The organism is Sporosarcina sp. ZBG7A, from assembly GCF_000813425.1.
GTDB lineage: Bacteria > Bacillota > Bacilli > Bacillales_A > Planococcaceae > Sporosarcina.
In genome coordinates this window covers 1-26,218 of record NZ_JWIB01000005.1, presented here as the reverse complement: position 1 = coordinate 26,218, position 26,218 = coordinate 1, and the positions used below count along the sequence as shown (strand labels likewise).

At 40.6% G+C, this 26,218-nt stretch carries 26 protein-coding genes and 1 riboswitch; of the genes, 20 read left to right on the top strand and 6 right to left on the bottom strand.

The genetic code is table 11. The features are described from left to right. The first annotated feature begins 662 nt into the window (after window positions 1-662). The 4 genes from RL70_RS01050 (at window position 663) to RL70_RS01035 (ending at window position 3,230) form a co-directional block, all read left to right on the top strand. Entirely contained in the window at window positions 663-1,187 is a 525-nt protein-coding gene (locus RL70_RS01050) for a GNAT family N-acetyltransferase (protein ID WP_039041589.1), read from the top strand. A 406-nt stretch (window positions 1,188-1,593) separates the two neighbouring features. Further along, the gene (locus RL70_RS01045; protein WP_039041588.1) at window positions 1,594-2,031 is read left to right on the top strand and encodes a VOC family protein; all 438 of its coding nucleotides are present in this window, start codon (window positions 1,594-1,596) and stop codon (window positions 2,029-2,031) included. A gap of 169 nt (window positions 2,032-2,200) precedes the next feature. Further along, window positions 2,201-2,605, top strand: coding sequence for a hypothetical protein (locus RL70_RS01040; protein WP_039041587.1), 405 nt, complete (start codon window positions 2,201-2,203; stop codon window positions 2,603-2,605). 94 nt (window positions 2,606-2,699) lie between these two features. Further along, complete coding sequence (locus tag RL70_RS01035) at window positions 2,700-3,230, top strand: GNAT family N-acetyltransferase (protein ID WP_039041586.1); 531 nt, start codon at window positions 2,700-2,702, stop codon at window positions 3,228-3,230. 108 nt (window positions 3,231-3,338) lie between these two features. Here RL70_RS01035 and RL70_RS01030 read toward each other — a convergent pair whose 3' ends face one another. Next, window positions 3,339-4,202 carry a YitT family protein gene (locus tag RL70_RS01030; RefSeq protein WP_039041585.1) on the bottom strand — a complete coding sequence of 288 codons (864 nt, stop codon included), beginning with the start codon at window positions 4,200-4,202 and terminating at the stop codon, window positions 3,339-3,341. Window positions 4,203-4,424: 222 nt separating this feature from the next. Here RL70_RS01030 and nhaC point away from each other — a divergent pair, with 222 nt between their 5' ends. Beyond that, window positions 4,425-5,909: a Na+/H+ antiporter NhaC gene (gene nhaC, locus RL70_RS01025; RefSeq protein ID WP_052245711.1), complete on the top strand. Its 1,485-nt coding sequence runs from the start codon at window positions 4,425-4,427 to the stop codon at window positions 5,907-5,909. A gap of 57 nt (window positions 5,910-5,966) precedes the next feature. Here nhaC and RL70_RS01020 read toward each other — a convergent pair whose 3' ends face one another. Continuing rightward, the gene (locus tag RL70_RS01020) at window positions 5,967-7,208 is read right to left on the bottom strand and encodes an HTH domain-containing protein (RefSeq protein ID WP_039041584.1); all 1,242 of its coding nucleotides are present in this window, start codon (window positions 7,206-7,208) and stop codon (window positions 5,967-5,969) included. A gap of 86 nt (window positions 7,209-7,294) precedes the next feature. Between RL70_RS01020 and RL70_RS01015 the strand changes: the two genes are divergently transcribed. The 3 genes from RL70_RS01015 to RL70_RS01005 all read left to right on the top strand — a co-directional run bounded on the left by RL70_RS01015 (window position 7,295) and on the right by RL70_RS01005 (window position 10,885). Next, window positions 7,295-8,410 (top strand): mandelate racemase/muconate lactonizing enzyme family protein, encoded by a 1,116-nt coding sequence (locus RL70_RS01015; RefSeq protein WP_039041583.1) that lies wholly within the window; start codon window positions 7,295-7,297, stop codon window positions 8,408-8,410. Then, entirely contained in the window at window positions 8,407-9,090 is a 684-nt protein-coding gene (locus RL70_RS01010; RefSeq protein ID WP_039041582.1) for a hypothetical protein, read from the top strand. Before RL70_RS01015 ends, RL70_RS01010 begins: the two co-directional genes overlap by 4 nt. Window positions 9,091-9,202: 112 nt before the next feature. Further along, window positions 9,203-10,885, top strand: coding sequence for a methyl-accepting chemotaxis protein (locus RL70_RS01005; protein ID WP_231567213.1), 1,683 nt, complete (start codon window positions 9,203-9,205; stop codon window positions 10,883-10,885). Between the two features lie 41 nt (window positions 10,886-10,926). Here RL70_RS01005 and RL70_RS17995 read toward each other — a convergent pair whose 3' ends face one another. Both RL70_RS17995 and thpR read right to left on the bottom strand, forming a co-directional pair. Next, window positions 10,927-11,094, bottom strand: a complete 168-nt coding sequence (locus tag RL70_RS17995) for a hypothetical protein (RefSeq protein ID WP_185736903.1) — start codon at window positions 11,092-11,094, stop codon at window positions 10,927-10,929. Between the two features lie 48 nt (window positions 11,095-11,142). Continuing rightward, entirely contained in the window at window positions 11,143-11,706 is a 564-nt protein-coding gene (gene thpR / locus RL70_RS01000) for an RNA 2',3'-cyclic phosphodiesterase (RefSeq protein WP_039041580.1), read from the bottom strand. A 111-nt stretch (window positions 11,707-11,817) separates the two neighbouring features. Here thpR and RL70_RS00995 point away from each other — a divergent pair, with 111 nt between their 5' ends. The 3 genes from RL70_RS00995 (at window position 11,818) to RL70_RS00985 (ending at window position 14,996) form a co-directional block, all read left to right on the top strand. Further along, window positions 11,818-13,902, top strand: coding sequence for a catalase (locus tag RL70_RS00995; protein WP_039041579.1), 2,085 nt, complete (start codon window positions 11,818-11,820; stop codon window positions 13,900-13,902). A 100-nt stretch (window positions 13,903-14,002) separates the two neighbouring features. Then, window positions 14,003-14,518 carry a DUF3231 family protein gene (locus RL70_RS00990; protein ID WP_039041578.1) on the top strand — a complete coding sequence of 172 codons (516 nt, stop codon included), beginning with the start codon at window positions 14,003-14,005 and terminating at the stop codon, window positions 14,516-14,518. A 160-nt stretch (window positions 14,519-14,678) separates the two neighbouring features. After that, window positions 14,679-14,996 carry a thioredoxin family protein gene (locus RL70_RS00985; protein WP_039041577.1) on the top strand — a complete coding sequence of 106 codons (318 nt, stop codon included), beginning with the start codon at window positions 14,679-14,681 and terminating at the stop codon, window positions 14,994-14,996. 65 nt (window positions 14,997-15,061) lie between these two features. Here RL70_RS00985 and RL70_RS00980 read toward each other — a convergent pair whose 3' ends face one another. Beyond that, window positions 15,062-15,337 carry an AbrB/MazE/SpoVT family DNA-binding domain-containing protein gene (locus RL70_RS00980; protein ID WP_039041576.1) on the bottom strand — a complete coding sequence of 92 codons (276 nt, stop codon included), beginning with the start codon at window positions 15,335-15,337 and terminating at the stop codon, window positions 15,062-15,064. A 208-nt stretch (window positions 15,338-15,545) separates the two neighbouring features. Between RL70_RS00980 and RL70_RS00975 the strand changes: the two genes are divergently transcribed. The 6 genes from RL70_RS00975 (at window position 15,546) to RL70_RS00950 (ending at window position 20,020) form a co-directional block, all read left to right on the top strand. After that, window positions 15,546-16,406 (top strand): YitT family protein, encoded by an 861-nt coding sequence (locus tag RL70_RS00975; protein ID WP_039041575.1) that lies wholly within the window; start codon window positions 15,546-15,548, stop codon window positions 16,404-16,406. 90 nt (window positions 16,407-16,496) lie between these two features. Then, window positions 16,497-16,602, top strand: a riboswitch (SAM riboswitch). Between the two features lie 76 nt (window positions 16,603-16,678). Continuing rightward, entirely contained in the window at window positions 16,679-17,587 is a 909-nt protein-coding gene (gene metA / locus RL70_RS00970) for a homoserine O-succinyltransferase (protein ID WP_039041574.1), read from the top strand. Between the two features lie 102 nt (window positions 17,588-17,689). After that, window positions 17,690-18,286 (top strand): TetR family transcriptional regulator, encoded by a 597-nt coding sequence (locus RL70_RS00965; protein WP_039041573.1) that lies wholly within the window; start codon window positions 17,690-17,692, stop codon window positions 18,284-18,286. A gap of 115 nt (window positions 18,287-18,401) precedes the next feature. Further along, window positions 18,402-18,749 (top strand): multidrug efflux SMR transporter, encoded by a 348-nt coding sequence (locus RL70_RS00960; RefSeq protein WP_039041572.1) that lies wholly within the window; start codon window positions 18,402-18,404, stop codon window positions 18,747-18,749. Between the two features lies 1 nt (window position 18,750). After that, window positions 18,751-19,065, top strand: coding sequence for a multidrug efflux SMR transporter (locus RL70_RS00955; RefSeq protein WP_039041571.1), 315 nt, complete (start codon window positions 18,751-18,753; stop codon window positions 19,063-19,065). A 58-nt stretch (window positions 19,066-19,123) separates the two neighbouring features. Then, window positions 19,124-20,020, top strand: a complete 897-nt coding sequence (locus RL70_RS00950; protein ID WP_039041570.1) for an RluA family pseudouridine synthase — start codon at window positions 19,124-19,126, stop codon at window positions 20,018-20,020. Between the two features lie 72 nt (window positions 20,021-20,092). Here the strand turns inward: RL70_RS00950 and RL70_RS00945 are convergent, their stop codons facing one another. Then, the gene (locus RL70_RS00945) at window positions 20,093-20,725 is read right to left on the bottom strand and encodes a spore coat protein (RefSeq protein WP_039041569.1); all 633 of its coding nucleotides are present in this window, start codon (window positions 20,723-20,725) and stop codon (window positions 20,093-20,095) included. A gap of 146 nt (window positions 20,726-20,871) precedes the next feature. Between RL70_RS00945 and RL70_RS00940 the strand changes: the two genes are divergently transcribed. From RL70_RS00940 to RL70_RS00930, 3 genes are all read left to right on the top strand, one after another. Next, complete coding sequence (locus RL70_RS00940; protein WP_039041568.1) at window positions 20,872-22,155, top strand: glycoside hydrolase family 18 protein; 1,284 nt, start codon at window positions 20,872-20,874, stop codon at window positions 22,153-22,155. Window positions 22,156-22,300: 145 nt separating this feature from the next. Next, entirely contained in the window at window positions 22,301-23,683 is a 1,383-nt protein-coding gene (gene gdhA / locus RL70_RS00935; protein ID WP_052245710.1) for an NADP-specific glutamate dehydrogenase, read from the top strand. Between the two features lie 511 nt (window positions 23,684-24,194). Next, entirely contained in the window at window positions 24,195-25,409 is a 1,215-nt protein-coding gene (locus RL70_RS00930; RefSeq protein ID WP_304413254.1) for an argininosuccinate synthase, read from the top strand. Window positions 25,410-26,218: the final 809 nt, after the last annotated feature.

Here is a 26,218-nt window from a genome sequence, read left to right as displayed (position 1 = left end):
TGATTGATTGATAAGCTCTAGCATCTATATCGCAATTTGGCCACTATGTAACTATAAGATTGAAATTTATGGGGGGGGGCTCAATATGAAGGACAGAGTATTGTCTATGGTAATATTGTTTTTTGTTTTAGGAAGTGTAGTAGTAAGCAGCATGTCATCCCTAAGTCATACCTTTCAATCAGGTTTTTATATCGTAGCTATGGTAATTTTAATCATTATTGGGATACTATATATTTTTGATAAAGTTAAAAGCATTAGAGAATAAATTATGTGTATTGACGTCGATCTGAGGCTGTTGTTGCATAAGGACTGCGTTACAATCGGGCAGATGATTAGAAGTTGAAAAGGAGGAGAGGAAAATTAAATTAGATTCAATTAATAGCACGGTTAACTTAGGAGATATCGTATTTACACTGGTTTCACTAAGTTTTACAGTGATAATTATAGCTTTGATTGTATTATTGATTCGTTCTAAAAATAAGCGAAAACAGCAACTCGATAGAATTGAAAAGAAAATAGATAACCTTAATCAGTAAAAAAGGCAGACAATCCAAAGCGCTAATGAGCAAGCGTGTCCACTCTTCGTTTATAGGGTGCAGTTGTGTAACAACAGCTGAGCTTCAAACGAACCATTTTGTGGAATATGGATGGGGATTAAATAAGTGGATAACGATCTTTATAAAATTAGAAAAGCAGTTGTAACAGATGCTTTCGGAATAGCTAAAGTACACGTCGACAGTTGGAAAACAACATATGCAAACATAGTGCCTGATGAATATTTAACGAGCCTTTCGTATGAAAGTCGTGAACAGATGTGGACCAATGCCATTCCCCATGGGGATATTTATGTAGCGGAAAACAACGGTGGAGAAATAGTTGGGTTTGCCAAAGGAGGTAAAGAAAGAAGCGGTAAATATAAAGGGTATGATGGGGAGTTATACGCCATCTATATTTTACAAGATTATCAGGGAAAGGGAATTGGAACAGCTCTTTTTAAGCCAATCATCAATGATATTATTGAAGTTGGACTGAACTCAATGCTTGTTCTTGTTTTGGAAGATAATAATTCTCGTAAGTTTTATGAATCACTTGGGGGAAGAAAAATAGATACTGTTGAAGTAGAGATTGGTGGTAAGGAACTTTCCGAACTTGTATATGGATGGGAAGATATTAGGACTTTATTTTAATTTTTTATTATATTAACTGAACCGTTAATGGAACAAAACCGTGCAGCAATAGGGCCAGATTATAGTGGGTCTTCTTATAGGTTTTACTATTACAATAATTTTTCTTCTTTCAATAGACACGCAACTTAGAAAAGGGACTCAACAAAATGAAGAAATTAAAGAACTGTTGAAAAAGCTAGTAGAAAAAAGTGCGAATGACTAATTACTTGTTGTGTATCCGTAATCGGGAGTAATTTTGGTTTAAAGGATCTTCACCAATTCAGTAATCGTGCAAGATTGATTGTTGAACATCTCTTTTAAAGGGATATTGATGAGAAGGAAGATATTAAGAATATTTACCCTCAAACTAATAAACCTTACATGAATACGGATATTGAAAATAATGGGAACATTGGAGGTGTGAAATTTGAAAATCAATAAAATAGATCATGTGAGTATAAATGTAAATGATCTTTTGGAGACCAAAGCGTTTTTTCTCGATTTAGGACTTGAAGTGCAGGCGGAATGGGAGTTGCATGGAGAACAGTTGGACAGAATAGTTGGGCTTAATGGGGTTAAAACGGCATGTGTAGGACTGGGGATGCCAGATGGTCAGACATGGATAGAGCTAGTCAAATTCTATACACCGTCAGATGAAAATGATATTCAGCAACCTTTAGCAAATACGCTGGGTATTCGACATATTTGCTTTAATGTTGAAGATATTGAAGCTGTTATTGCGAAATTGAAAAAGAATGGCACTGAAATCTTTAGTGAGATAGAGCAATATGAAGAAAGTTATAAGTTATGCTACGTTCGTGGTCCAGAGGGAATTATTTTAGAGTTGGCGGAGAAAATCAGATAAATATTGAATGAGACTTTAAATGATTTGAAATGATTTAACTCTCCAATTTTAAAGATTCTTCTTATACTATCGGAGGCAATTTCTGTGTAAGAGGTTGCACCCATACCCTTCAAATTTACAAAAATAATAATTTTTTTGGATAAATGACTCTTTCATTCGAGGTGAAAATATGTTTAAAATAATTGTCTTGATCCTATTTTTACTTTTTATGTATTTTGTTTTATTCGGTGAAAAAAGAACTATCAGGGTTACAATTCTTCTTTATTTCGCTTTGCTTTCTATCGTATTTTTATCAGGAATCTCCAAAATAACGGATAAGTATCACCTATATGATGGACCTGTAATGGACGGTGGTTTTCAAAGTCTTGGTGATTGGGTAGGGTTATTTTCTTTCTTATACATTTTACCTTCGCTTGTAATTATTGCTTACGTTTCGTTTAGAATAGCAAAAAGGCTAGTTGCTAAAACTTGGTTAAGAGTCATCATCTATCTATTGTGGTTGGCTTTATTACTAGCAATTAGTTTCATTTCGATGTTTATTTTTACGTTAATTTTTTATGGATTTGCTCCTTAACTAATTGAAGTATCTATTTAAGCAATCATCCTCAATTGAGGGGGGAAAGGCTGCGCTACAATAGGGCTAGATTGAAAAACTTAAGAGGTGTGAAATGATATATTTAGAAACTGCAAGATTAATATTACGGGATTGGAAAGAAACAGATCTAGAACCATTTCGAAGACTCAATGAAGACGAAGAAGTTATGACATATTTTCCTGCGAGCTTAACATATGAAGAAACAAATGCTTTTTATCAAGCAATAATATCTGAAATTAAAGAATGTGGATTTGGACTATATGCCGTGGAAGAAAAAACAAATAAGGAGTTTATTGGGCTAATAGGATTTCATAGGGCAACATTTGACGCTGATTTTACACCTTGCATAGAAATTGGGTGGCGACTTAAAAAAGAAGCTTGGGGAAAAGGATATGCAACAGAGGGAGCGGCAGCCTGTTTAGAATATGGATTCACCGAACTAAATTTCACTGATGTTTATAGTTTTACGGCTGATATCAATCAACCTTCAAAAAACGTGATGAGAAAAATTGGTATGAATTTTATTGAGAATTTTGATCATCCGAAAGTTAAAGAAGGCAGTTCATTAAAAAAACATGTACTATTTCATATAAATCGAAAGTGATTCGGTTACAGGATCTCAAGTTTTCGCGAGTTTCTTTTATAAATACAAAATTAAAGGGCTGGCCCATAGTGTCATGTATATGACTTCTTGGGACAGCCCTTTATGCTATTAATGGATTGCTGACTTAAACCGTGAACCGTGAGTTTCTTGTGTATCCATAATTGTCGTAAATGCAGATGGATCGATATCATGCACAATCTCTTTTAACTTCGTCAACTCAAGACGCGTCACCACTACATAAATAACATCTTTTTCATCATCACTATATCCACCTTTACCGTGCAACTTCGTCACGGAACGTCCTAAGCGCTTGCCAATCGCAGCAGCCATTTCTTCGTATTCATCCGAAACGATAATCGCTGCTTTCGTCTCGTCAAACCCTTGAATAACAGCATCGATCGCTTTGGCCGCTATGTAATAGGTCAAAATGGAATACATTGCTTTTTCAGGGCCAAGCACAAATCCTGCCCAACCAAAGATAAAGATGTTAAGGAACATCACGAATTCACCAACTGAATAAGGAACTTTTTTCGTCAACAATATCCCCAATATTTCTGTTCCATCCAGTGCGCCACCATTTCGAATGACAATCCCAACACCCGCTCCAAGAAGTATTCCTCCGAACGCTGTCGCAAGTAGTGGGTCTGTTACAAATGGACCGACTGCTTTCAATGGAAATTCGATGACAGCTAGAAATACAATAGCAAACGAGGAAGAGAGGAAAAAGTTTTTCCCAATATGTTTGTACCCAAAAAATACAAACGGTAAGTTGAAAATCAGAATTAAAATTCCGAAGGGGATGTCGCTTAAATAATTGATGATCAGTGAAATTCCGATAATCCCACCATCAATGACTGAGTTAGGAATTAAGAATAACTCCAATGCAACTGCTGCAAGGCCTGCACCAAACGCGATAAATAAATATCGGCGTACAAAGTGCCAGAATGTCTCCTTTTTATGCTCCTTTTTCATAGTAAGTAACCACCTTTGTTCTATAGAATTGTACCCAAATCATTATCAATATCTGGGAAGGAGGAGCTCATAAGTGTAGAATCATTCTGCCTTACCTAGTATACCATTGTAACCGTTTACAGAAAAACTATTGACAATGCAGAAAAGCGAGTTTATTATTCGATTAACGACTATTAAGCGACAGTTAGTGCTAGTCTGACATTTTGCTGGGGGTGGTTCCAGATGGAACAGAGAAAAACTAGAGAAAAACGTGAGATTAATTTTTGGATGGCGATCCTACCGTTAGTAATTATGATTGGCGTCATGCTTGTCACAGTGGTCTGGCTTAAACAGGGCCCTCATATGCCGTTAATCGTTGGAACTTCAATTGCATCACTTGTCGCTTGGAAATATGGATTCAACTGGAAAGAAATAGAGGAAATGATGTATAAAGGGATTCGTCTGGCGCTTCCTGCAGTCGTAATCATCATGCTTGTCGGACTCACGATCGGTTCATGGATGGGTGGAGGAATTGTCGCTACGATGATTTTTTACGGCCTAAAACTAATTACGCCAGCTTGGTTCTTAGTAGCAATTATGATCATTTGTTCGATCGTTTCACTCGCAATCGGAAGTTCATGGTCTACTATGGCGACGATCGGTGTTGCAGGAATGGGTATTGGGCTCAGCATGGGCATTCCAGCGGGGATGGTTGCAGGAGCGGTCATTTCTGGTGCTTATTTTGGGGATAAAATGTCACCGCTTTCAGACACGACAAACTTAGCTTCCGGTCTAACCGGTACGGATCTATTTGATCATATTAAACACATGTTATATACAACGATTCCAGCGCTCATCATCGCATTTGGTGTGTTCACGGTGCTCGGTAGACGTTTCGCAGATGGAAATCTCAATATGGACAATATCGCTCAAACTTCAAAAGTCATGGAGGAAAGTTTCCTTATCTCACCTTGGCTATTACTCGTACCACTTTCTGTAATTGTCATGGTGGCACTAAAAGTTCCAGCTGTTCCAGCACTTATTGTCGGAATCGTAATGGGGTTCCTGAGCCAGATTTTCATTCAAGATGGCTCGGTTACAGAAGCGTTAGTTGCATTACAAGAAGGGTTCTCCATTAAAACAGGAAATGAACTCGTCGACAACTTGTTTGACGGGGGTGGACTGGACTCCATGATGTATACCGTATCGATGACAATAGTTGCAATGACGTTCGGCGGAATCTTGGAGTATTCCGGTATGCTGAAGGCAATCATGGATCAGCTCTTGAAAGTTGTAAAGTCGACATCGTCATTGATCATCTCAACGATTGGTGCTTGCTTTATGACGAATGCAACATGTTCTGAACAATACATTTCAATTGTTGTACCTTCACGTATGTTCAGTAAAGCTTATAAAGATAAAGGTCTCAGTTCGAAAAACTTATCTCGTGCGCTAGAAGATGGAGGGACGTTAACATCAGTATTCATCCCATGGAATACGTGTGGAGTATTCATCCTTGGAACACTTGGTGTTGGAGTGACAGAGTACGGTCCCTACGCGATTATTAACTTTGTCGTTCCAATTCTATCAATTATCTACGCGTTGACTGGATTCTCTATTGTGAAAATGACAGCAGAGGAAAGACAACGTGTGGACGAAGAGGAAAAGAAATTATTAGGGGATTCATTGGAAGAGCAGCAAGAACAACAAGTGCCCGTCCATTCATAAAAAAGAGAGGCTGTTCAGGGAATCAGGTGTTAACTGATTTACTGGGCAGCCTTTTCTTTAATACACCGGAAAGTTCAACTCATAAACAGCTCGTGGCCTTCCTTGCCGATATGTCATTTCTTCGCCTACTGTGTTTGCATACGCGCTCGAAAGTAACTTTTTAATGGTCCGTTCTGCAGTTCGGCGAGAAACACCTAGGTGACTCGCTAAATCATTTGCAGTGAATTGAGTGGATTGTTGACTTTGCCCGAATGTGGCAAGCTTTGATAACACAGCTGGACTTAGAGCTGTTTTTTCAGCTATTTCTGCGAGGACAGGTTCAATTACTCTCAATTCAACAGCACTTCCAGTTGAGTGAAGAAGACTATGCAATTCTTTCTTTTCGTCCAACAAATAGGGACCCGCGTTCTGTTCGGTTCGCATATATCGGAGTGCACTCAGAGCGTTTTCCTTTGCCGAGGTAAGTGTACGACCGCTTCCGAAAGCCAACTGACCTCCCACTTGTGCGGCGAGTAGTTGGAATTCAGGTATGTGCAAAGCCGACTGAATGGCACCTTGAGTTGTGTAAAATAGGATGCCTTCTTCTGCATGTATGCAATGGGCGTGCAAAAAGTGAGCAAGTTTTTTAGAAGCGTCTTTCATTTCAGGTGTGAGAATGGAATCATCTAAAATACCTGCAGCGATTTTGGCCGTCTCGCTTTTTTGTAAAAGTGCTTCTTGGCAAACACGGTCAATTGTTTTTAAGAATGAACTTTTTACACTAATCATTTTAAAAACAGGGATTCCAAGATCTGTTAAACGATCATAAACCGCATGAACACTAGTAACGGCGACATTTAAAAGGTTCTTCTCAAAAGCTGATGAGTGAAATTGAACAAGCTCGTCTAAAGCATAATTTTCTTCTAATTGATAAATGAGAGGGCGCTGTTCACCAACCTTTATATCTGCTAATACGTTTTCTATGACGGTGGATTCACGAACATCGATGGACATATTTTCGAGTTCCAACGGTTGTTTTAATGAAATTGCCAGTAGTGTAGTTGTGATCTCCGTCTCGTCTTGTTTTAGATAGACGGAAGGCACAGGAATCGATGCTAGTACGTCAGTCGAGGCGACATAAGGAAGTGATCCAGAAAAAAGAATTGCATCACAAGGAAGTAACTTTTTCAAAAGGTCAGGTGCTTCACTAGGAATGGTATATGGATACAAATCTAAAATGATTTCACTGCGTTGCTCGGTGAATTGTATTGCACGTTGACAAAATTCTTTGGATCCGAATATCGCGACTTTTGTTCTCATGTTCAACCACCTTTTTAATTAGCGACTATTTAACGACAATGATACAATGAAATTAATAACTTGCCAAGCAGGAAGGGGATATTTGTATGAAAATTAAAGAAATTGAGATTTTTGCTATTAGACTACCACTTCATGAGCCATTCGTCATTAGTTATGCAACGTATGATGACATGCCTTCAATCATCGTGAAGCTTACTACTGACACTGGAATCGTCGGATATGGGGAAGCCGTTGCAGATGATCACGTCACTGGGGAGAGTTGGGAAGGGACGTTCGCAGTGCTTCGCCATACGTTAGCTCCAGCTGTTATCGGACTGAATCCGAGTGAATTTGAACGCCTTCATGAAACGATGGACAAAGAAATTTACGGAGTACCAACTGCAAAAGCAGCCATTGACATCGCTTGTTTCGATGCCGTGGGTAAAAGTCTTGGAATACCAGCCTACCAATTACTCGGTGGCCGTTATCATAGTGAATTCCCGATTACACACGTCTTAAGCATTGGGGAGCCGGAAGCGATGGCAGAAGAGGCTGCTCAGCGTATGGAGGCGGGATATACATCGTTTAAAATGAAGGTCGGAACAAATGTTGCTGAAGACGTGAAACGCATTCAAGCGGTTCGTAAACGTGTAGGAGAAACTATCGCAATTCGAGTGGACGTCAACCAAGGTTGGGTCAATAGTTCGACTACATTGCAGGCTATGAAAAAGTTAGAAGCTTGCCATCTTGACTGGCTGGAACAGCCCGTTAAGGCAGATGATATCGATGGGTTGGTCGAAGTGAAATCGAAGAGTGCAACGCCTTTGATGGCGGATGAAGGACTTCGAGGAGTACGAGAAATGCGTGAAATCATCGCAAAACGTGCAGCAGACAAAGTGAATATTAAGTTGATGAAATGTGGCGGGATGTATCCTGCTATGAAGCTCGCGCACATGGCAGAAATGGCGGGAATCGATTGTCAAGTAGGCTCAATGGTGGAGTCCTCCATCGGATCAGCAGCAGGATTCCATGTGGCGTTCTCTCAAAAAGCAATGTCTAGTGTTGAATTGACAGGGCCTCTTAAATTCAGCAAAGATGTTGGGAATCTACAATACGATGTTCCATTCATTCGCTTGAACGAAAAGCCAGGTCTCGGTATTGAAATCGACGAATCTGTGTTGTCCGAACTTACTGTGTTCAGTGAAAAAGTGGTGTCTTTATGAAGCAGGTAACACTGAAAGATGGAACCTCACTACCAGTCATCAAGTTAACGAAGCGTGATTTACCTGAAATCATGCAGTTGCAAACGAAAGTCATCGAGCATTTATCCGAGAAAACATTTTTGCAGCCGTTAACAGATGAGGAATTTGAATACATTTTAGATGGAAACGGATTGCTTGTTGGTGTTCGTGCAAAAGAGAGCCTCATAGCTTTTCGAGCGCTAATGGATCCGGGCGAAGACCCTGAGCACCTAGGTGAAGATGCGGGCATTCCTAAAGAACAGTGGAGTTCCGTTTTGTATTCAGAAATTACTAATGTACATCCAGATTTTCAAGGGAACGGATTGCAGCGTCAGCTCGGGAAAATTGTGATGGAAGAGGTCGATACAAATCAGTTTAAGTATGTCTGTACGACAGTTGCACCCTTCAATATTGCGAGCATTAAAGACAAGTTTGAATTGGGGATGCATATTGCAGCACTTAGTGTGAAATATGAAACACTCACCCGTTACATCATGATGAAAAATCTAGTAGCTGACGTGTCTGTTGCGAATGATGACACGATTGAAGTTGGGATGGGCGAGACTGCCAAGCAACAGAAACTTTTAGGAGCAGGTTGGATTGGCACTTCTATTCATGCGCATGATGAAGGATTTATGGTCACTTATAGGAAAATGAAATAATAAGGACTATAGGGTTAATTGTATTTCGATGAAAACTAGACCTATGCACCTATCTGCGAGTAGGATATACTAAAGCTATTCGACTATAGTTAGGTGGGTACATATTGTGAGAATGACTGTTGGGAAAAGGCTCTGGTTCGGTTTTCTAGCTGTATTAATCATTATGGCATTAATGGGATCAGCAAGCTTTTGGGCACTTTCTACATTAGATCGTGAGTACAAAGAACTTATCAATGATCGTATCCAGAAAGTAATGCTTCTGGAACAACTGAATGCCATACAATCTCAAAAATCAAATGAAATACGAGGCTATATGATTTTTGACCAAATTTCCTATTTAGAAAGCCGAGAAACACTTATTAAAGAATTTAAAGAGAAGTCCGAAACGCTAGAGAAGATGTTGCGTACCAAGAAAAACAAAGAACAGCTTGCCGATATTCTCAGCTCCTCGACAAGTTACGATGAGTTAACGGATAAAGCAATCAAAAGCTATCAAATCGAGTCGAAAGAGCGTGGAGTCGAAGTTTCTTCACAAGCTTCGCTCTATCAAGATGTGATGACAGGTCAAATTTCCGAATTGATAACAGCGCAGGAAAAAGCACGTGGTAAGGCGGAAAAAGACTTAGAAAAGTCCATTCAGACAGTGAAACTTCTGATTATTGGGATGGCGGTTCTAGCTGTAGTTGCGGGAATTGTGATTGCTCGAGTAATTAGTAGGATGATTGCACGTCCTGTCGGGAAAATGACAGAAGCATTTCAACAAATTGCATCTGGCGACTTAGCGGCACAACCAGTGATGGTTAAAAACAAGGATGAAATTGGTGATATGGCGGCCGCATTTAATGGAATGTCGAGTAATTTGCGATCTGTTATTACACATGTACAAGATTCTGCCCATCAGCTTGCGGCTCAAGCTGAACAACTTTCTGCAGGTGCAGAAGAAAGCTTGGCTGCATCGGAGACGGTTGCAAGTATCTCTAAACAAAGTCTGCAGGCGAGTACCGACCAGCAATCGCTCGTATCCGAATCGAATGTGGCAATAAGTGAGGTTCTAAACACTGTGGATACGATTTCTTCTGATAACGAAGAGATGCTCCGTTCGTCTGAACAAGTAACGAAATTAGTCCAAGAAGGATCGACCTCTTTGATGACTTTCTCTACCAAAATGTCGTCGATCAGTTCATTAATGAAGAACTCATCACAAACAATTACTGAGATGGCAGAGCACTCGGAAAATATACGTGGCGTGACGTCAATGATTACAGGTTTAGCAGATCAGACCAATTTACTGGCGCTAAACGCGGCGATTGAAGCAGCGCGTGCAGGCGAGCACGGAAAAGGCTTCGCAGTTGTAGCTGAAGAAGTTCGTAACTTGGCAGAGCAGTCAAAACGTTCCTCTGCTGAAATTGATCAGCTTATTGCAGTTATGATTGAAAATGTAAAACACGCTGTTGAACAAACAGAGGTGAGTGCGAATCAGATGCAAGAGGGGCTAGTCGTCACTAGCCGGACTAGCGAAGTTTTCCAGGAAATCGAACTGGCAGCGTCTGACGTGGATGAACGAGTAAGTAAGGTTTCAAGTTCAATTGAAATCATGAAGTCCATGATTCAAAATGTGGTTGACCATGCCACCTCAATTGAATCGCTAGCTCAACAAGCTGCAGATGAAGCGGAATCGGCACGGGCTTCTTCAGAAGAACAGCTAGCAGTCAATGAAGAAATCTCAACAAGTGCTCAACTTCTTGCAGAACTGGCGGAGAAGTTACAGAAAAATATGAATCAGTTTACGGTATAACAAAACCGGCCTTCTGTCATTATAAACAGGAGGCCGGTTTTTTACGTGCGTTTCTTATTTGTTTTTTGCTGTTTCATGAGCGACTCGATGTTATCTATTTCACGTGCCATTTCTGCTCTCATTTCTGAAGCAGAGAGTTTTTGGTTTTTCGGTGTTTGCGGTAGAGAGGCTGCATTCTTTCCGCCCTTTGCATGTTCATCGCGTCCCATAATCATGCTCCTTTCATCAGGTTTCATCCACTTCAGTATGTGCAGAATTTAGTCATCGATACTAGAAGAATGGCCAAATGAAAACGTGTATTCCGGGGAATACTTAGGAGACTTTGTAGGGTCAATTGAATAGAGAATCATCCCGGATACGTCTAAAGCCAATGGTTCAAATTGCTCCTCTTTGATTGGAATAGAGAATTTATCCTTTTTCTTTTTAGCAATTGTAATGTGTGGCGTGTAGTCTGACGTCGCCGGTTTTTGTAAAACTGATTCCAGACGTTCAGAGAGTTGTTGGTAAAGTCCGTTTAACTGGAAACTTTGTTGAACAGAAAGATATACAACACGAGGTCCAGCGGGATTCCCGAAAAATGATACGCCATTTAACGAAATTGTGAAAATATCCGTGCTAGCTGCGAGTATCTGCATTTCTTGCTTCACAAGTGCAAGCTGGAAATGGCTAAGTCCACCGAAAAAAAGTAATGTAACGTGTAGGTCTTCAGGGTGCGGAATAACCTTATAATGTGATGGAAGATCATAATGTACGCTAGTAGCTGTAAGTTTTTCGTTGACTAATTCAAAAGGGACATGGATAGCTGCAAAATAATGTGTCATGGCAAACCCCTCCTCTGTGTTTCTTAGTATAGCAAGAAATAATGTAGCTATGTTCTAGGTAACCCGCCTTAGTGGGGTTGCATACACTATCAGGGAGCGAGAGATGAATCGATGAAAGGGGATTGCGTGAAACATTCAAATGGAGAACATCCTGGAAGGCATAACCAAAATGCTAAACAACGCCAATTAGGAGAATACCGTGTCAATAACTATGGAAAACCGATGACAACCAATCAAAGTCTTAAAGTATCCGGAGATGAAAATTCTTTGAAAGCTGGAGTTCGTGGCCCTACACTGTTGGAAGATTTTCACCTGAGAGAGAAAATCACACATTTTGATCATGAAAGGATCCCGGAGCGAGTTGTTCATGCCCGTGGTTATGCTGCCCATGGTGAATTTGTTTTACACAAATGTATGAAAGAATATACAACAGCGAAATTTCTCCAAGAAGTTGGAAAAGTAACTCCGCTGTTTACCCGATTTTCTACTGTAGTAGGAAGCAGAGGTTCGCAGGAAACAGCCAGGGACGTTAGAGGATTCGCAGTAAAGTTTTATACCGAAGAGGGGAATTATGATTTAGTAGGAAACAACATACCAGTGTTTTTTATACAAGATGCCATCAAATTTCCAGATCTGATTCATGCCGTTAAACCCGAGCCACATAATGAAATGCCACAAGCTGCATCGGCTCATGACACCTTTTGGGATTTTGTTGCCAACAACCAGGAAACAGCTCATATGATAATGTGGCTCATGTCCGATAGAGCGATTCCCACGAATTTCAGGAAAATGGAAGGTTTCGGTGTGCATACGTTCAGACTCGTGAACGCTGAAGGGAAAGCGCATTTCGTGAAATTTCATTGGAAACCTAGATTAGGCATACACTCTCTAGTTTGGGATGAAGCACAAAAAATTGGCGGAAAAGATCCCGATTTTCACCGGCGAGACTTGTGGGAAGCGATCAACGCCGGAAGCTACCCTGAATATGACCTAGGAGTCCAACTTATAAGAGAAGAAGATGAGTTCATGTTTGACTTTGATATTTTAGATGCCACAAAACTATGGCCAGAAGAAATTGTGCCAGTTGAATTAATCGGTACGATGACATTGAATCGAAACGTCGATAATGTATTTGCAGAGACTGAACAAGTGGCTTTTCATCCGGGGAATGTAGTGCCGGGAATCGATTTTACGAATGATCCATTATTACAAGGTCGATTATTTTCATACTTGGATACGCAATTGCTTCGCTTAGGGGGACCGAATTTTGCTGAAATCCCGATTAATCGTCCTGTCTGTCCGTTTCACAATAACCAAAGAGACGGGTTCAGCAGACAGCGTATCGACGTCGGGCAAGTGAGCTATCATAAAAACTCCCTCGCAAATAATACACCTTCACCTACGCCTGTAGACAAAGGTGGATACGAGCATTACCAAGAAAAAGTAGAAGGGCATGTCATCCGTGCCAGCAGTCCATCGTTTGATGATCATTTCTCCCAGGCTCGTCTATTTTGGAACAGCATGGCACCTTATGAGAAGCAACACATCATTGATGCGTTTAGTTTTGAGGTCGGTAAAGTACAAAGTCAATCTGTGCGACAACAAGTCGTGGATATGTTTTGTAACGTCGATAGCGGACTCTCAGCAGCAATTGCAACTGCGGTTGGAGTAAAGCGTCCAGAATGCACCCCATCGAATGTTACAGCGTCCTCACAAGCACTCAGCATGAAGTATACGGTTTTCGTTCCGGAAACATTGAAAGTGGCAATCCTGATCGGAGAAGGATTTGATAGTACAGTCATTGGAAATGCAGTTAAATCACTTCGTAACGCGGGCGTCACGGTCGATATAGTGAGTGGAACACTAGGAACGGTTAAAGGAACGGCAGGTAAAACTGCTATTGCAAATCAGACGTTTTTAACTGCATCACCTGTTTTGTATGACAGTGTGCTGGTAGGTGGCGGCACATCGACCCATCCTGCAGAATTTGACAATAATATGCGTAACTTTATTGAAGAACCGTGGGAGCATTTTAAACCAATTGCTTTTACCAATAATGGATCACGTTTTATTTCGATGACATCTGTCCATGAAGGTCCTGGCATTGTTGTCGAAAAGAACGAGCATGATTTTAATCAAGACTATATAAATGCATTAGCAAAACAAAGATTTTGGGAAAGGAATATCTACAAATAATAAATCTGAAGTGCATATGGGCCATTCTCAATGAATAACTTTTCAAATTCTCCTCATCCTAGGAAGGATCGAATACTTTCAAAGAAATGAGGAGAATCGAATGGGAATTCTAAGTGGTAATCCGAAAGATGAGCCAATGCACTACGGAGAGATAATTGGTAGTTGGGCTTATGTTGGAGCAAACAAAGGGCTAATCAGTGCTTATCAGACCTTTATTAACCACGCCGGGGATGAAGGACTAAAGAAGCTTTTGCAAGAAGCAGTGGATATGATGAGAGATCATAACAAGCAGATCGAAGAAGTGCTGAAGGAAAATGGCATCATGCCGCCACCAACGCTACCAGACCGTCCAACTTGCTCTGCAGATGATATCCCTCCAGGTGCACGATTCATGGACCCTGAAATCAGCGGAGCGATCTCCATAAACGTTGGCCAGGCGCTTGTTTCCTGTAGCCAAGTGATGGGGCAATGTTTGCGTGAGGATATTGCGACAATGTTTGCCAAGTTCCATGCTGACAAAATCATGTTTGGAGCAAAGCTATTGAAACTAAACAAAGAAAAAGGATGGATTATCCCCCCACCTATGCACTTGAACGGACAACCGACGAAAGAATAAAAGTGCTCATTGAACAAAAGAAACGTTAGAGTAGGGAAGAGCGAAAGTCGCTTTCTTCTCTGCTTTTTTTTAATGCGACTCGCCAAAAAAAAGGTCGAGCCAAATCGACTCTTCACTACATAGGGAATGATATACTAAATGCTATAAGGGGGAGATTTAAATGGAAAAGTTACAGTCACAAGAGCAATTTGAAGAACTTAAACAAGGGGAACGAACGGTGTTTCTGTTTTCCGCAGATTGGTGTCCGGATTGTCGAGTCATCGATCCGTTACTCCCAGGAATTGAAGTAGATTACCCGGAGTACGAATTTGTATATGTAGATCGTGATCAGTTCATAGATATCTGTGCAGAACACGACATTTTTGGTATCCCAAGTTTTCTTGTTTACAGCGAAGGCGTAGAAAAAGGTCGATTTGTTAGTAAAGACAGAAAAACGCGTGAAGAGATTACAGCATTTCTGGATAATCCCGAAGCGTAAAAGAAAATTGAAAGGGTTGCTGCTTGAGAAGTCGAAGAGACTCCACTGGCAGCAACCCTTTCTTTTTACATACTAAACTCCTCTTTAACCTCTTCAAGAATAACTTTAGCACCCGCAGGGCTTACGAACATGCCGTTTGACAGTTCAAAATTATCGGAAGTGATTTCTCCGGTAATCACACAAGCTTTACGGATTTTATAGCTCCTAAGAATAATGGTTTCATCCTCCGTGAAAAATTCAAGTGGTTGTCCTTCAGGAAGTTTCATTGTCTCACGTAATTCAATTGGGATAACTATTCTCCCTAGATGATCAACTTTTCTTACAACGCTTAAGCTCCTCATAAGAGAACCTCCTTCAATGGTACCTGAATTCTTCTATAATCATACAATTCTATGTTGGAAAATGCAAAAAAATGGTCGATTTTTTGTCGAAAGTTCATTAATATAGAATATTTAGAATGAAAAAACTTCTCCTTCTTTTCATTGTCAATCGTCACAACGTACACGTAATTTGATAGAATAGTACAGTTGGCACGAACGGAGGGACACGATGACATTTACTCAATTTAAAAAATCAGCGATTTTTGACTATCTCCAAATTATTGTGGGTTCGGCGTTTGTCGGACTTGCATTTACTATTTTCCTATTACCTTCACGGATAGCTGCAGGTGGTGTTTCGGGAATAAGCACGATTCTTTTTGAACTTTATGGATTTAACCCCGCTTATGTACAGTGGCTTATTAATTTACCACTCCTCATTTTAGGGCTTGTCCTTGTTGGAAAAGATTTTAGTTGGAGAACCATTGTGGGGACGTTTTTTGTACCATTTTTCATTTTCTTAACGACAGATATTAATGTCCCAATTCATAATCCGTTATTAAGTTCTATTTATGGTGGGATTATGCTTGGTATCGGTCTAGGAATTGTTTATAGGGGGAACGGCTCGACAGGTGGAACTGCACTAATTGCTCAAGTTCTGAAGAAATATACTAACTTTTCCAGTGGCTTTGCTCAGCTAATTGTTGACGGTGCTGTCGTCATCATCTCGGCTTTTGTCTTTGACTTGGAACTCGCGCTTTATGCCATGATGGCAATCTATGTGACGAGTAAGGTAATCGATTTTGTGCAGCTTCAAACATCTCCTACCAAGCTGATCCTGATCATTACGGAACAAGAAGAAAAAGTTCAAGCACTCATTAATACCGAACTCAATCGAGGGTTAACAAAAGTGAAGTCTTTAGGAGGCTACTCGAATCAGGAGAAAACCATGATCCTTTGTGTCGTTGAGCAATCAGAAGCGATCTACTTTAAAAAGATTGTGCAGGAGCAAGAGCCGACATCGTTCGTAATCTTCTTGAATGCATCTGAAATTCTAGGAAGAGGATTTTCCAGAGCCCAATATGACGACTAACTAGTTGCTAGCCCGTGAGTAAACTCGATTTTGTTTAATGTTAGACTATACAAACAACTTAGAAATGGTATACTGTTCAGTAATTGAATACGCTTATCGAGAGAAACCGAGGGAAATGGCCCATTGACGTTTCAGCAACCCCTGATAGATTCAGGAAGGTGCTACTTCCACAAGACTTTGTCTTGAGAGATAAGAGGAACGGCTATTAGCTTCCACTTTCTCTCTCTTAGAAAGCGGAAGTTTTTTGATGGGCTGAATAGGAGTGAAGAATTGTGCCAATTACAATACCAAAAGCGTTACCCGCGGGAGAATTACTGAAGCAAGAAAAAATATTTGTGATGGATGAAGAGCGTGCTACCTCACAAGACATTAGACCACTACGCATACTAGTCGTGAATTTAATGCCTCAAAAAGAAAAAACGGAACTGCAGCTTCTGCGTTTGCTAGGTAATACTCCACTTCAAGTGGATGTAACTTTTTTACACACAGAAACGTATGTATCGAAGAATGTTAGTAAAAACCATTTGGATACATTTTATAAAACATTTCCTCAAGTGAAAGACGAAAAATTTGATGGAATGATTGTAACGGGGGCACCTGTAGAGCAAATGGAATTCGAACAGGTTGAGTATTGGGGAGAAATGCAGGAGATTTTGGATTGGGCATCAGTGAATGTAACATCTTCTATGCATATCTGTTGGGGTGCCCAAGCAGCACTTTATCATTACTATGGAGTGAACAAACACCAACTGCCTTCTAAGTGTTTTGGCATTTTTGATCATCTCGTTACAAATCCAACTGTCAATCTTGCACGAGGATTCAATGACCTGTTTCCAGCTCCACACTCCAGGCATACAGGAGTATCTCAATACGATATCGAACAGCATGACTCATTGAATCTACTCGCATATTCGGAAGATGTTGGACCCTTTATCGTGCTATCTAACGATGCAAAAAACATTATGATTACGGGGCACTTAGAGTACGATGCGGGAACGTTGCAGGAAGAATATGAGCGTGATGCAGCAAAAGGACTTGAAATTGATATTCCTAAGAATTACTTCCCGAATGACAATAGCTCGTTGAATCCGCTGAACACGTGGCGTTCCCATACACATCTCTTATTTTCAAATTGGCTTAATTACTATGTCTACCAACAAACTCCATTTGAATGGAAATGATGAAATTTGTGAAGTGGCGAGTATTGATCCAGCTGAAGAACTTGTAGTTCTCAGTGGATTGGATTATAATGAATGACAGTCAGTCATTTGTGGAGGGATGTTATGAACAAGAGAGAAAAAATTGTTCAGTCTGCGATTCAAGTGTTTACTGAAAAAGGCGTAGAAAAAACGACAGTTTCACATATTGTTAAAGCTGCAGGGATTGCACAAGGAACGTTTTACTTATACTTTCCCTCTAAACTATCGCTCATGCCTGCGATTGCAGAAGTGATGGTACAGCATACCCTGAAAACGGTGATAGACGCTGTTGAAGATTCTGCATCGTTTGATGAGCAACTGAAACAATTTGTAGATGCGATATTTGCAGTTAATAAAGAACACCACGAGATTCAGGCGATGATCTATTCAGGGTTAGCATCAACTGAACACTTGAAAGAGTGGGAGAGTGTATATGCTCCAATTTACCAATGGGTAAGCGCACTCGTTGAAAAGGTGCAGAAGCAAGGAGTCATTCGCATCGACAGTCATCCAGATCAGTTAGCAAAACTCATTATCGGATTGACTGAGTCCGCTGCAGAGCAAATTTACTTGTATGATGAAGACGTTGACCAAGAAATTCGCGCTACTGAGCAAAAGAGGGAAACGTTGTTGTTTTTATCGTATGCCCTTGGTTATTCGAAACAACCAGGCAATGAATAGGGATTTCCAACGACTGGCAACAAAATAGTGTCAGTCGTTGTATACATTTTTTAGTTCGTACGAGTACGGATTAATATGAATGACAGTCAGTCATCTGAGAGAAGGAGTATTTCTAATGAAAAAAGAATGGCTTTATGTAGCGGCAACTAGTTTTTTTGAACTTGTATGGATTTTCGGTTTTAATGTAGCTTCTGTATGGTGGCACTGGATTCCGATTGTGTTATTTATATTCGTCGATTTCCACTTCCTTTCTAAAGCTTGCGCAACATTACCAACAGGAACTGTATATGCCATATTTGCAGCTATCGGAACCATCGGAACTGCATTGATGGATGTATTTTTCTTCGGACAAACGTTAAGTGGTGGGAAAATTTTCTTCATCGTCATTTTAGTGACAGGAGTCATCGGTTTGAAACTTGCGGATGGACATGACGAAAAACTAGCAGCAGAAAGGAATCGTTAATATGGGATGGTTATTTGTAGCATTAGCCGCGATATTTGAATTTACGGGAGTCATCGGATTAAACAAATATAGTAAAAAGAAGACGATTCCTTCAGGTATCTTATTTTTAGGTGGTTTTGGTTTAGCATTTGTATTTTTGTATACATCGTTCCAGTATTTACAAGTGAGCACAGCATATGCAGTATGGATAGGAATTGGAACTGCAGGCGCCGTAATTCTGAATATGCTCTTTTTTGGTGAATCCAAAAGTTTAGCAAGGATCGGCAGTCTTGCATTGATTGTCATTGGCGTCATAGGTTTAAAAGCATTGTCCTAAATGATGTTTGATATTTCGTTAAAGGTTGCGCATAATGAATGAATAAGGAGACGTGACTATGCGAAATAACTCAAAACAAGCAACACCGCAAGCAACAGGTTATCAAGTAAAAAAGGAACAGCCGCTTTTACCTTTTCTGCTAGAGACTGTCCAAAAAAGTAGAAATGCAGTGAAAGGGATTCTTTCCCGTGGGCAAGTGTCTGTTAACGGAGAACCCACTACTCAACATGACCGATTGTTGAATGTTGGGGATAAGGTTGAAATTATGACCAATCAAGCTGCGAAAAATGACAGTGAACTTACAGGGCTTTCCATTATGTATGAAGATGATGCCATCATTGTGATTGACAAAGAAGCTGGATTATTATCAATGGCTGCAAAAGATAAAAAAGAACTGACTGCATTTAGTGAGCTTTCTACATATGTACGGAAAGCGAATAGAAGCAATCGTGTATTCATCGTCCATCGTCTAGACCGAGAAACTTCAGGGGTTATGCTGTTTGCTAAAACAGAGGAAGTCAAAAAACTCCTTCAGGACAACTGGGAAGAATCTGTCCAAGAACGAGGTTATATAGCGCTAGTTGAAGGTAAAGTGCGAAACGAAACAGGTGAAATTGTTTCTTGGCTGAAAGAGACTAGAACGTTCAAAGTCTATTCCAACCCAACGGATAATGGCGGCCAAAAAGCAATTACACGTTATAAGCGACTGCAAGCAAGTGCACAGTTTTCACTACTTGAATTGAGATTGGAAACAGGACGGAAAAACCAAATCCGTGTGCATATGGAGGAAATTGGACACTCCGTTGTAGGCGATAAAAAATATGGTGCCACAACAAACCCTATTAAACGACTTGGGCTCCATGCAACTAAGTTGACGATGATTCATCCTATAACAAAGGAGCAACACACGTTCATATCTGATCCACCGTCCTCCTTCTATAAAAAATCAAAATAACCGTATGCGCCAAAGAGGCGCATACGGTTATTTTTTGTGGGTTCAAAGTGAACGACTAAGCATGTGGGGTCTTTACTGTAAAGGAGGCATACCTGGTTGACCTTGTGCTGGAGCAAATGCATTGAGCAACTCCGTCATATCCTGTGAAGCCAGCTGAGGTACTTGATAGTAATGATGTTTGTTCTGGTAAATGGCTAATTCATACGCCATTTCTATACAGTTTGGAACTGAATCAGCTAGCACCCTGCGGACAACAGGATTACACACTTCACAAGCCACCATTGTTTTCATAGAAGCTCCGGCTTTTGCGGAACCCAATAAGAAACCGGAAATGATTTCATCCGTAATTTCTGAAGCATTCATCATAGGTTTTTTGGGTTGGCCCGGCTTCATACCATAGATGAAATCATTTCCTCCTTTCATTTTATAGCTTTGTGTAGGATGAGATGGATCATGACCTGATTTGAAACTCTCGACTGTAATGTTATATGCATCCAACGTAAAGCGGTATTGCCGATCGAGAATATCTAACAACTCGGGATCCTTCACGTGAGGTCGAAGTAAAATCGCCTGATTGAGGGCTCCTATCGTGCTGGATAGTACTTCATGCACATCAAAAAGTTCATGTCCTCCGTGGTTCATGGATGGGGGAACTGTGCCTGTGTGCATGTTTTGATGGGTCGTTCCGTCTTGGTTTGTAGTCATTGTTGTCCTCCCTAAAATATCGTGTTCGTTCATAAATAGTATGTACTTCAAGTATCTTTCTATCCCGTGGAATGTTTTGTATGAATAGCTGAACAGTTACTTTCATACAATGGATTACGAATTTGTATGGAAAGGTGTGCATGTGAGTGCAAATACACGTTGTTCAAAAAGGTCAAAGTTTATTTACGATTGGGAAACAATATGGAATTGGATGGGAAGAAATTGCCGATGCAAATGAGCTGGTCAATGCAGGGAAATTGGCTGTTGGTCAAGCTCTAGTGATTCCAATAACGGGCAGTTATTATTGGGTGCAGCCAGGGGATACTCTATATGAGATCGCACGTAGAGAAAAGATGACCATATCGGAGCTGGCGAACATCAACAAAATTTCTCTTTCAGCGCCATTGACGGTCGGCCAAAGACTATACATCCCACCGACTCCTAAAACTCCGACTCAATCTTTACTCTACGTAGAGCCAAGAACTCCGGTTTCGCAGGTGATGATTGCAGAAACGGAAAATAGAGTTAGTGCATTAACTTATCTAGCTATGTTTAGTTATGAAGTGATGCGTGATGGGACGTTAAAAGCCCCTTCCATAGCGAATTTACCTACAATCGCTGCGAACGCGGGTGCGCTTAATGCGATGGTTGTTAGCAACTTGGAAGATTTCGCATTTAGTGCTGGTCTTGCTCACGATATTTTTGTGAGCAAAGGAGTTCAAGATTTGTTGTTTACGAACATCTTGGCAGTGGCACAACAAGTGGGCTACAAAGATATACATTTTGATTTTGAGTTATTGTTCCCTGAGGATCGCGAGCTATACAATGCCTTCTTGAGAAGAGCTAGAGATCGTTTTCATCCAGCCGGCCTCACACTCTCTACCGCACTTGCACCTAAAGTAAGTGATGTTACAACAGGTATTTACGGCGCACATGACTATAAAGCCCATGGGGAGATTGTAGATTTCGTTTCTCTAATGACTTACGAGTGGGGATATACGTACAGTGAGCCGCAAGCCGTGAGTCCATTGCCACAAGTGGAGCGAGTGGTAAAGTATGCGGTACAAGAAATTCCAAGAGACAAAATCTTTTTAGGTCAAAATTTATATGGATACGATTGGTCAAAACCTTACCCAACGCAAGGCGGGCAACCTGCAAAAGCACTTAGCCCTAAACAAGCAACAGAACTTGCGATACGTGAAAACGAAGCCATTTCGTACGACTATGTTGCACAAGCACCATTTTTTACGTATATCGATCAAAATAGTATTCAACATGAAGTTTGGTTTGAAGACGCTAGAAGCATCCAAGCTAAGTTTGACTTATTGAAAAAATACAGTCTTCGTGGCATTATGTACTGGAAATTGGGTCTAGCATTCCCTCAAAATTGGCTACTGCTAGAGGATAATTTTAATATAGTGAAAAAGTAATATGTGCCCATAAATATACCGACAAAACAGAGGGGAATAGAACCTCTGTTTTTGTTTGCAGATTAAAATGTATTTTCAAAAACATTCATTCTAGCGTATACTAATAAAATACAACAAGTTAGATTCGGGATTAAGGGGGAAGAATATGTCGAAATTAAATGTAGAACATGTGGATGTACGAAGACGTTCAAATGACTATGTGCATCAGGTTTATGAGCAAGTTAAAAGAAGAAATGCAAATGAAACTGAATTTCTCCAAGCAATACGTGAAATATTCGATTCACTCCGTCCCGTATTCGCAAAGCATCCTGAATATATAACAAGCGGAATTTTGGAAAGACTGACTGAACCAGAAAGAATTGTGACCTTCCGTGTTACTTGGGAAGATGATACAGGTAAAGTGCATGTAAACAGAGGCTACCGTGTCCAATTTAGCAGTGAGCTAGGGCCGTATAAAGGTGGTCTTCGTTTCCATCCATCTGTGAATAGCAGCATCATGAAATTCCTAGCATTTGAACAAATTTTTAAAAATGCATTGACAGGTCAACCGATTGGTGCGGGTAAAGGTGGCTCAGATTTTGATCCGAAGGGGAAGTCGGATCGTGAAATCATGCGTTTCTGTCAAAGTTTCATGACGGAATTGAGTCGACATATTGGGCCGGATATAGATGTGCCTGCAGGCGATATAGGAGTTGGAAAACGTGAAATTGGCTATTTGTTTGGTCAATATAAGCGATTAAAGGGTGGATATGAAGCAGGTGTACTCACGGGGAAAGATCCGAATCACGGTGGTAGTCTTGGTCGAAAAGAAGCGACCGGATATGGAACCGTCTATTTCACTGAAGAAATGTTAAAGGAATATGGCATGTCATTTAAAGAGAAAACAGTTGTGGTCTCAGGTTCGGGAAATGTATCCATTTATGCGATTGAGAAAGCGCAGCAACTCGGTGCAAATGTAATCGCTTGTAGTGATTCTTCTGGATACATTGTCGACAAAAATGGCATTGACTTAAATTGTGTGAAGCAATTGAAAGAAATCGAAAACAAACGAATTCAGGATTATTTGAAGGTACATCCCGAAGCTCGTTATTATGAAGATTGTTCAGAAATATGGACAGTTCCATGTGACATCGTCCTTCCTTGTGCTACTCAAAATGAACTAGACGAAAAGAGTGCCAATCTCCTTATTAAGAATGGCGTCACAGCCGTTGGGGAAGGTGCCAATATGCCTTGTACAAACGAAGCACTGACGGTATTTCAGGATCACGGGATTCTATTTGCACCAGCGAAAGCTGCCAACGCAGGAGGCGTGGCCGTTTCAGCGATGGAAATGTCCCAAAATAGCATGCGACTCAGATGGACTGCAGAAGAAGTAGATGAGCGTTTGAAAGTTGTAATGCGCTCAATCTACGAAAGTTGTATTGATGCTGCAGATCGCTTTGGCAAACCAGGAAATCTCATAATGGGTGCTAACGTAGCAGGATTTTTAAAGGTTGCAGACGCAATGGCATCACATGGGTTAAGTTGATATAGAGTACTCAGGTCGTCTATATAGAGGCCACTGAAAAAATCGGTAACTAGTTGATCATGCTGGGATGACTGTTGAATTGTGCTCCAAGGGGACATTTCCTTGGGGTTCGATCTCAGCCAAATCTGGATGGTCAATGTTCCATATTAAACAATAGAGAGCTCATCACCCGTTTCACGGATGATGAGCTCTCTATTGTTAAGAAAGTATTATTGGTCATCCTTTTATGGATGAATGACAAACCCCCATTGATTGGAGCTGAAAGCCTCCGCCTGGAGCGCAAATCTACAGTCTCCCACGCTTAACCAACTATTATTAAACAATTTCAGTGGCCGCCATCTTTTAAGGCGTGCTTTTTTTGTTGAGTAAAATCAATTGAATACAGGATTTACGGATTAAATATTTCGTCTATTAAAAGAATCAGTAATTTCTCTTGCATTTACTAGTCAACATGTTATTATAAATATACTTTAGAATGTATAAAGATACATAACTTGTGAGAGGAGTTTTAATTATGACAAAGAAAAAAGTAGTATTAGCGTATTCGGGAGGACTTGATACATCAGTTGCAGTTCAATGGTTAACAGAACAGGGATATGCAGTTGTTGCATGTTGTTTAGATGTAGGAGAAGGAAAAGATCTAGATTTCATCCAACAGAAGGCACTTCAAGTGGGTGCTATCGAAAGCTATGTCATAGATGCTAAAGCGGAATTCGCTAAAGATTATGCACTACTTGCACTTCAAGCACGTACGCTTTATGAAGAAAAGTATCCACTGATTTCTGCGTTGTCTCGTCCACTTATTGCAAAAAAACTTGTCGAAGTTGCACATAAGGAAAATGCGGTAGCCGTCGCTCATGGTTGCACAGGTAAAGGAAACGACCAAGTTCGTTTTGAGGTAGGTATCAAAGCATTGGATCCTACATTAGAAGTGATTGCACCTGTACGTGAGTGGAGCTGGTCGCGTGAAGAAGAAATTGCCTATGCGAAAGAGCACAATATTCCAGTTCCTATCGTGTTGGATAGTCCGTATTCAATCGACCAAAACCTATGGGGACGTAGTAATGAATGTGGGATTCTAGAAGATCCGTGGGCAGCACCACCTGAAGATGCATATGGACTCACTTCGTCTATTGAAGAAGCACCTGATCAAGCAGATGTTGTTGAAATTACATTTAAACAAGGTGTTCCAGTGAGCTTGGATGGAAAGGCTTTTGAGCTAGATGCACTCATCCTTCACTTGAATGAGCTAGCCGGAAAACATGGTGTTGGCCGTATTGACCACGTTGAAAACCGTCTCGTAGGCATTAAATCACGTGAAGTATATGAATGTCCAGGTGCTATGACGTTGATCAAAGCGCATAAGGAACTTGAAGATATTACTCTCGTAAAAGAGACAGCACACTTTAAACCGATTGTTTCTCAAAAGTTAAGTGAGCTCATCTATAACGGTCTTTGGTTCTCTCCATTACGAAGTGCCTTGGAAGCGTTCATTAAAGACTCACAACAAGTCGTCAATGGAACAGTCCGTGTGAAACTATTTAAAGGGCATGCCATTGTAGAGGGGCGTAAATCCGATAACTCTCTCTATGATGAAAAACTTGCGACGTATACGTCTGATGACGAGTTCGACCAAGCGGCAGCAGTAGGATTCATCAAATTATGGGGGCTTCCAACAGAAGTCCATGCAGCTGTGAACAAGCAACTCGTTACGACTAAAGCATAATAGAAAGGACCTTCTTTCAGCGGAAGGTCCTTTCAGACTGTAGCCAAACTCCAGTAAACATTGGGATTGCCTACAGTCTTTTTCTTTTTCAATAGATATAACTATGAAAAGTTGAGTTCCGCTGCGAGCGGACGCTTTTCGAGGGGGCTTGCTCTCAGCCAATTGAACAGCGAAGAGTTCGATTTTCCCAATTTTAGCGAACTTTGCTGAAATTAAGGCAGCACTCATCTCCCTTGCTTTGCTCAGTCCAGGGTCTTCGAAAACACGTGCTCCTAACGATTCGCTTTTACTCGCAAAAGCTGTTCTTCGTCATAGCTTTCTCTGATCCCTCCGGAGTCGCCGCTCTCCGCTACAATCAACAATATCTCCCAACTATCAAATGAGGTGATGGAAATGTTGACGATCGAGCAGTTAGTTCCGTAGACCATCTAGTCCGTAAATTAGATGCAGCAATTAATTTCCCCAATAGATCCTGTAGTTCTTCATAAAATGTCATTTATTCAATCCCCTAAACCCACTTAGAGTTGACCATCGCATACCACGGTGCTTTTTTGGCATCGGCAAAAATGCGATCAACTGTCTCTTTATATTTCCTTATACTTCTTTGATTACATATCGGGTCTCAAGTCTTCTACTACATCTAGTTATTCTTGCCAGCTGAACATGGAGCATCCCGACTGCATTCCTTGCTTGAATGTTGTGAATGTCTCATAAGATATTCAGTTGATTGAAGTGCAGGCCGGCGACTCCTGGGGATCAGCGAAAGCTGTCACGAAGAACAGCTTTTGCGAGTAAAAGCGAAGCGTTAG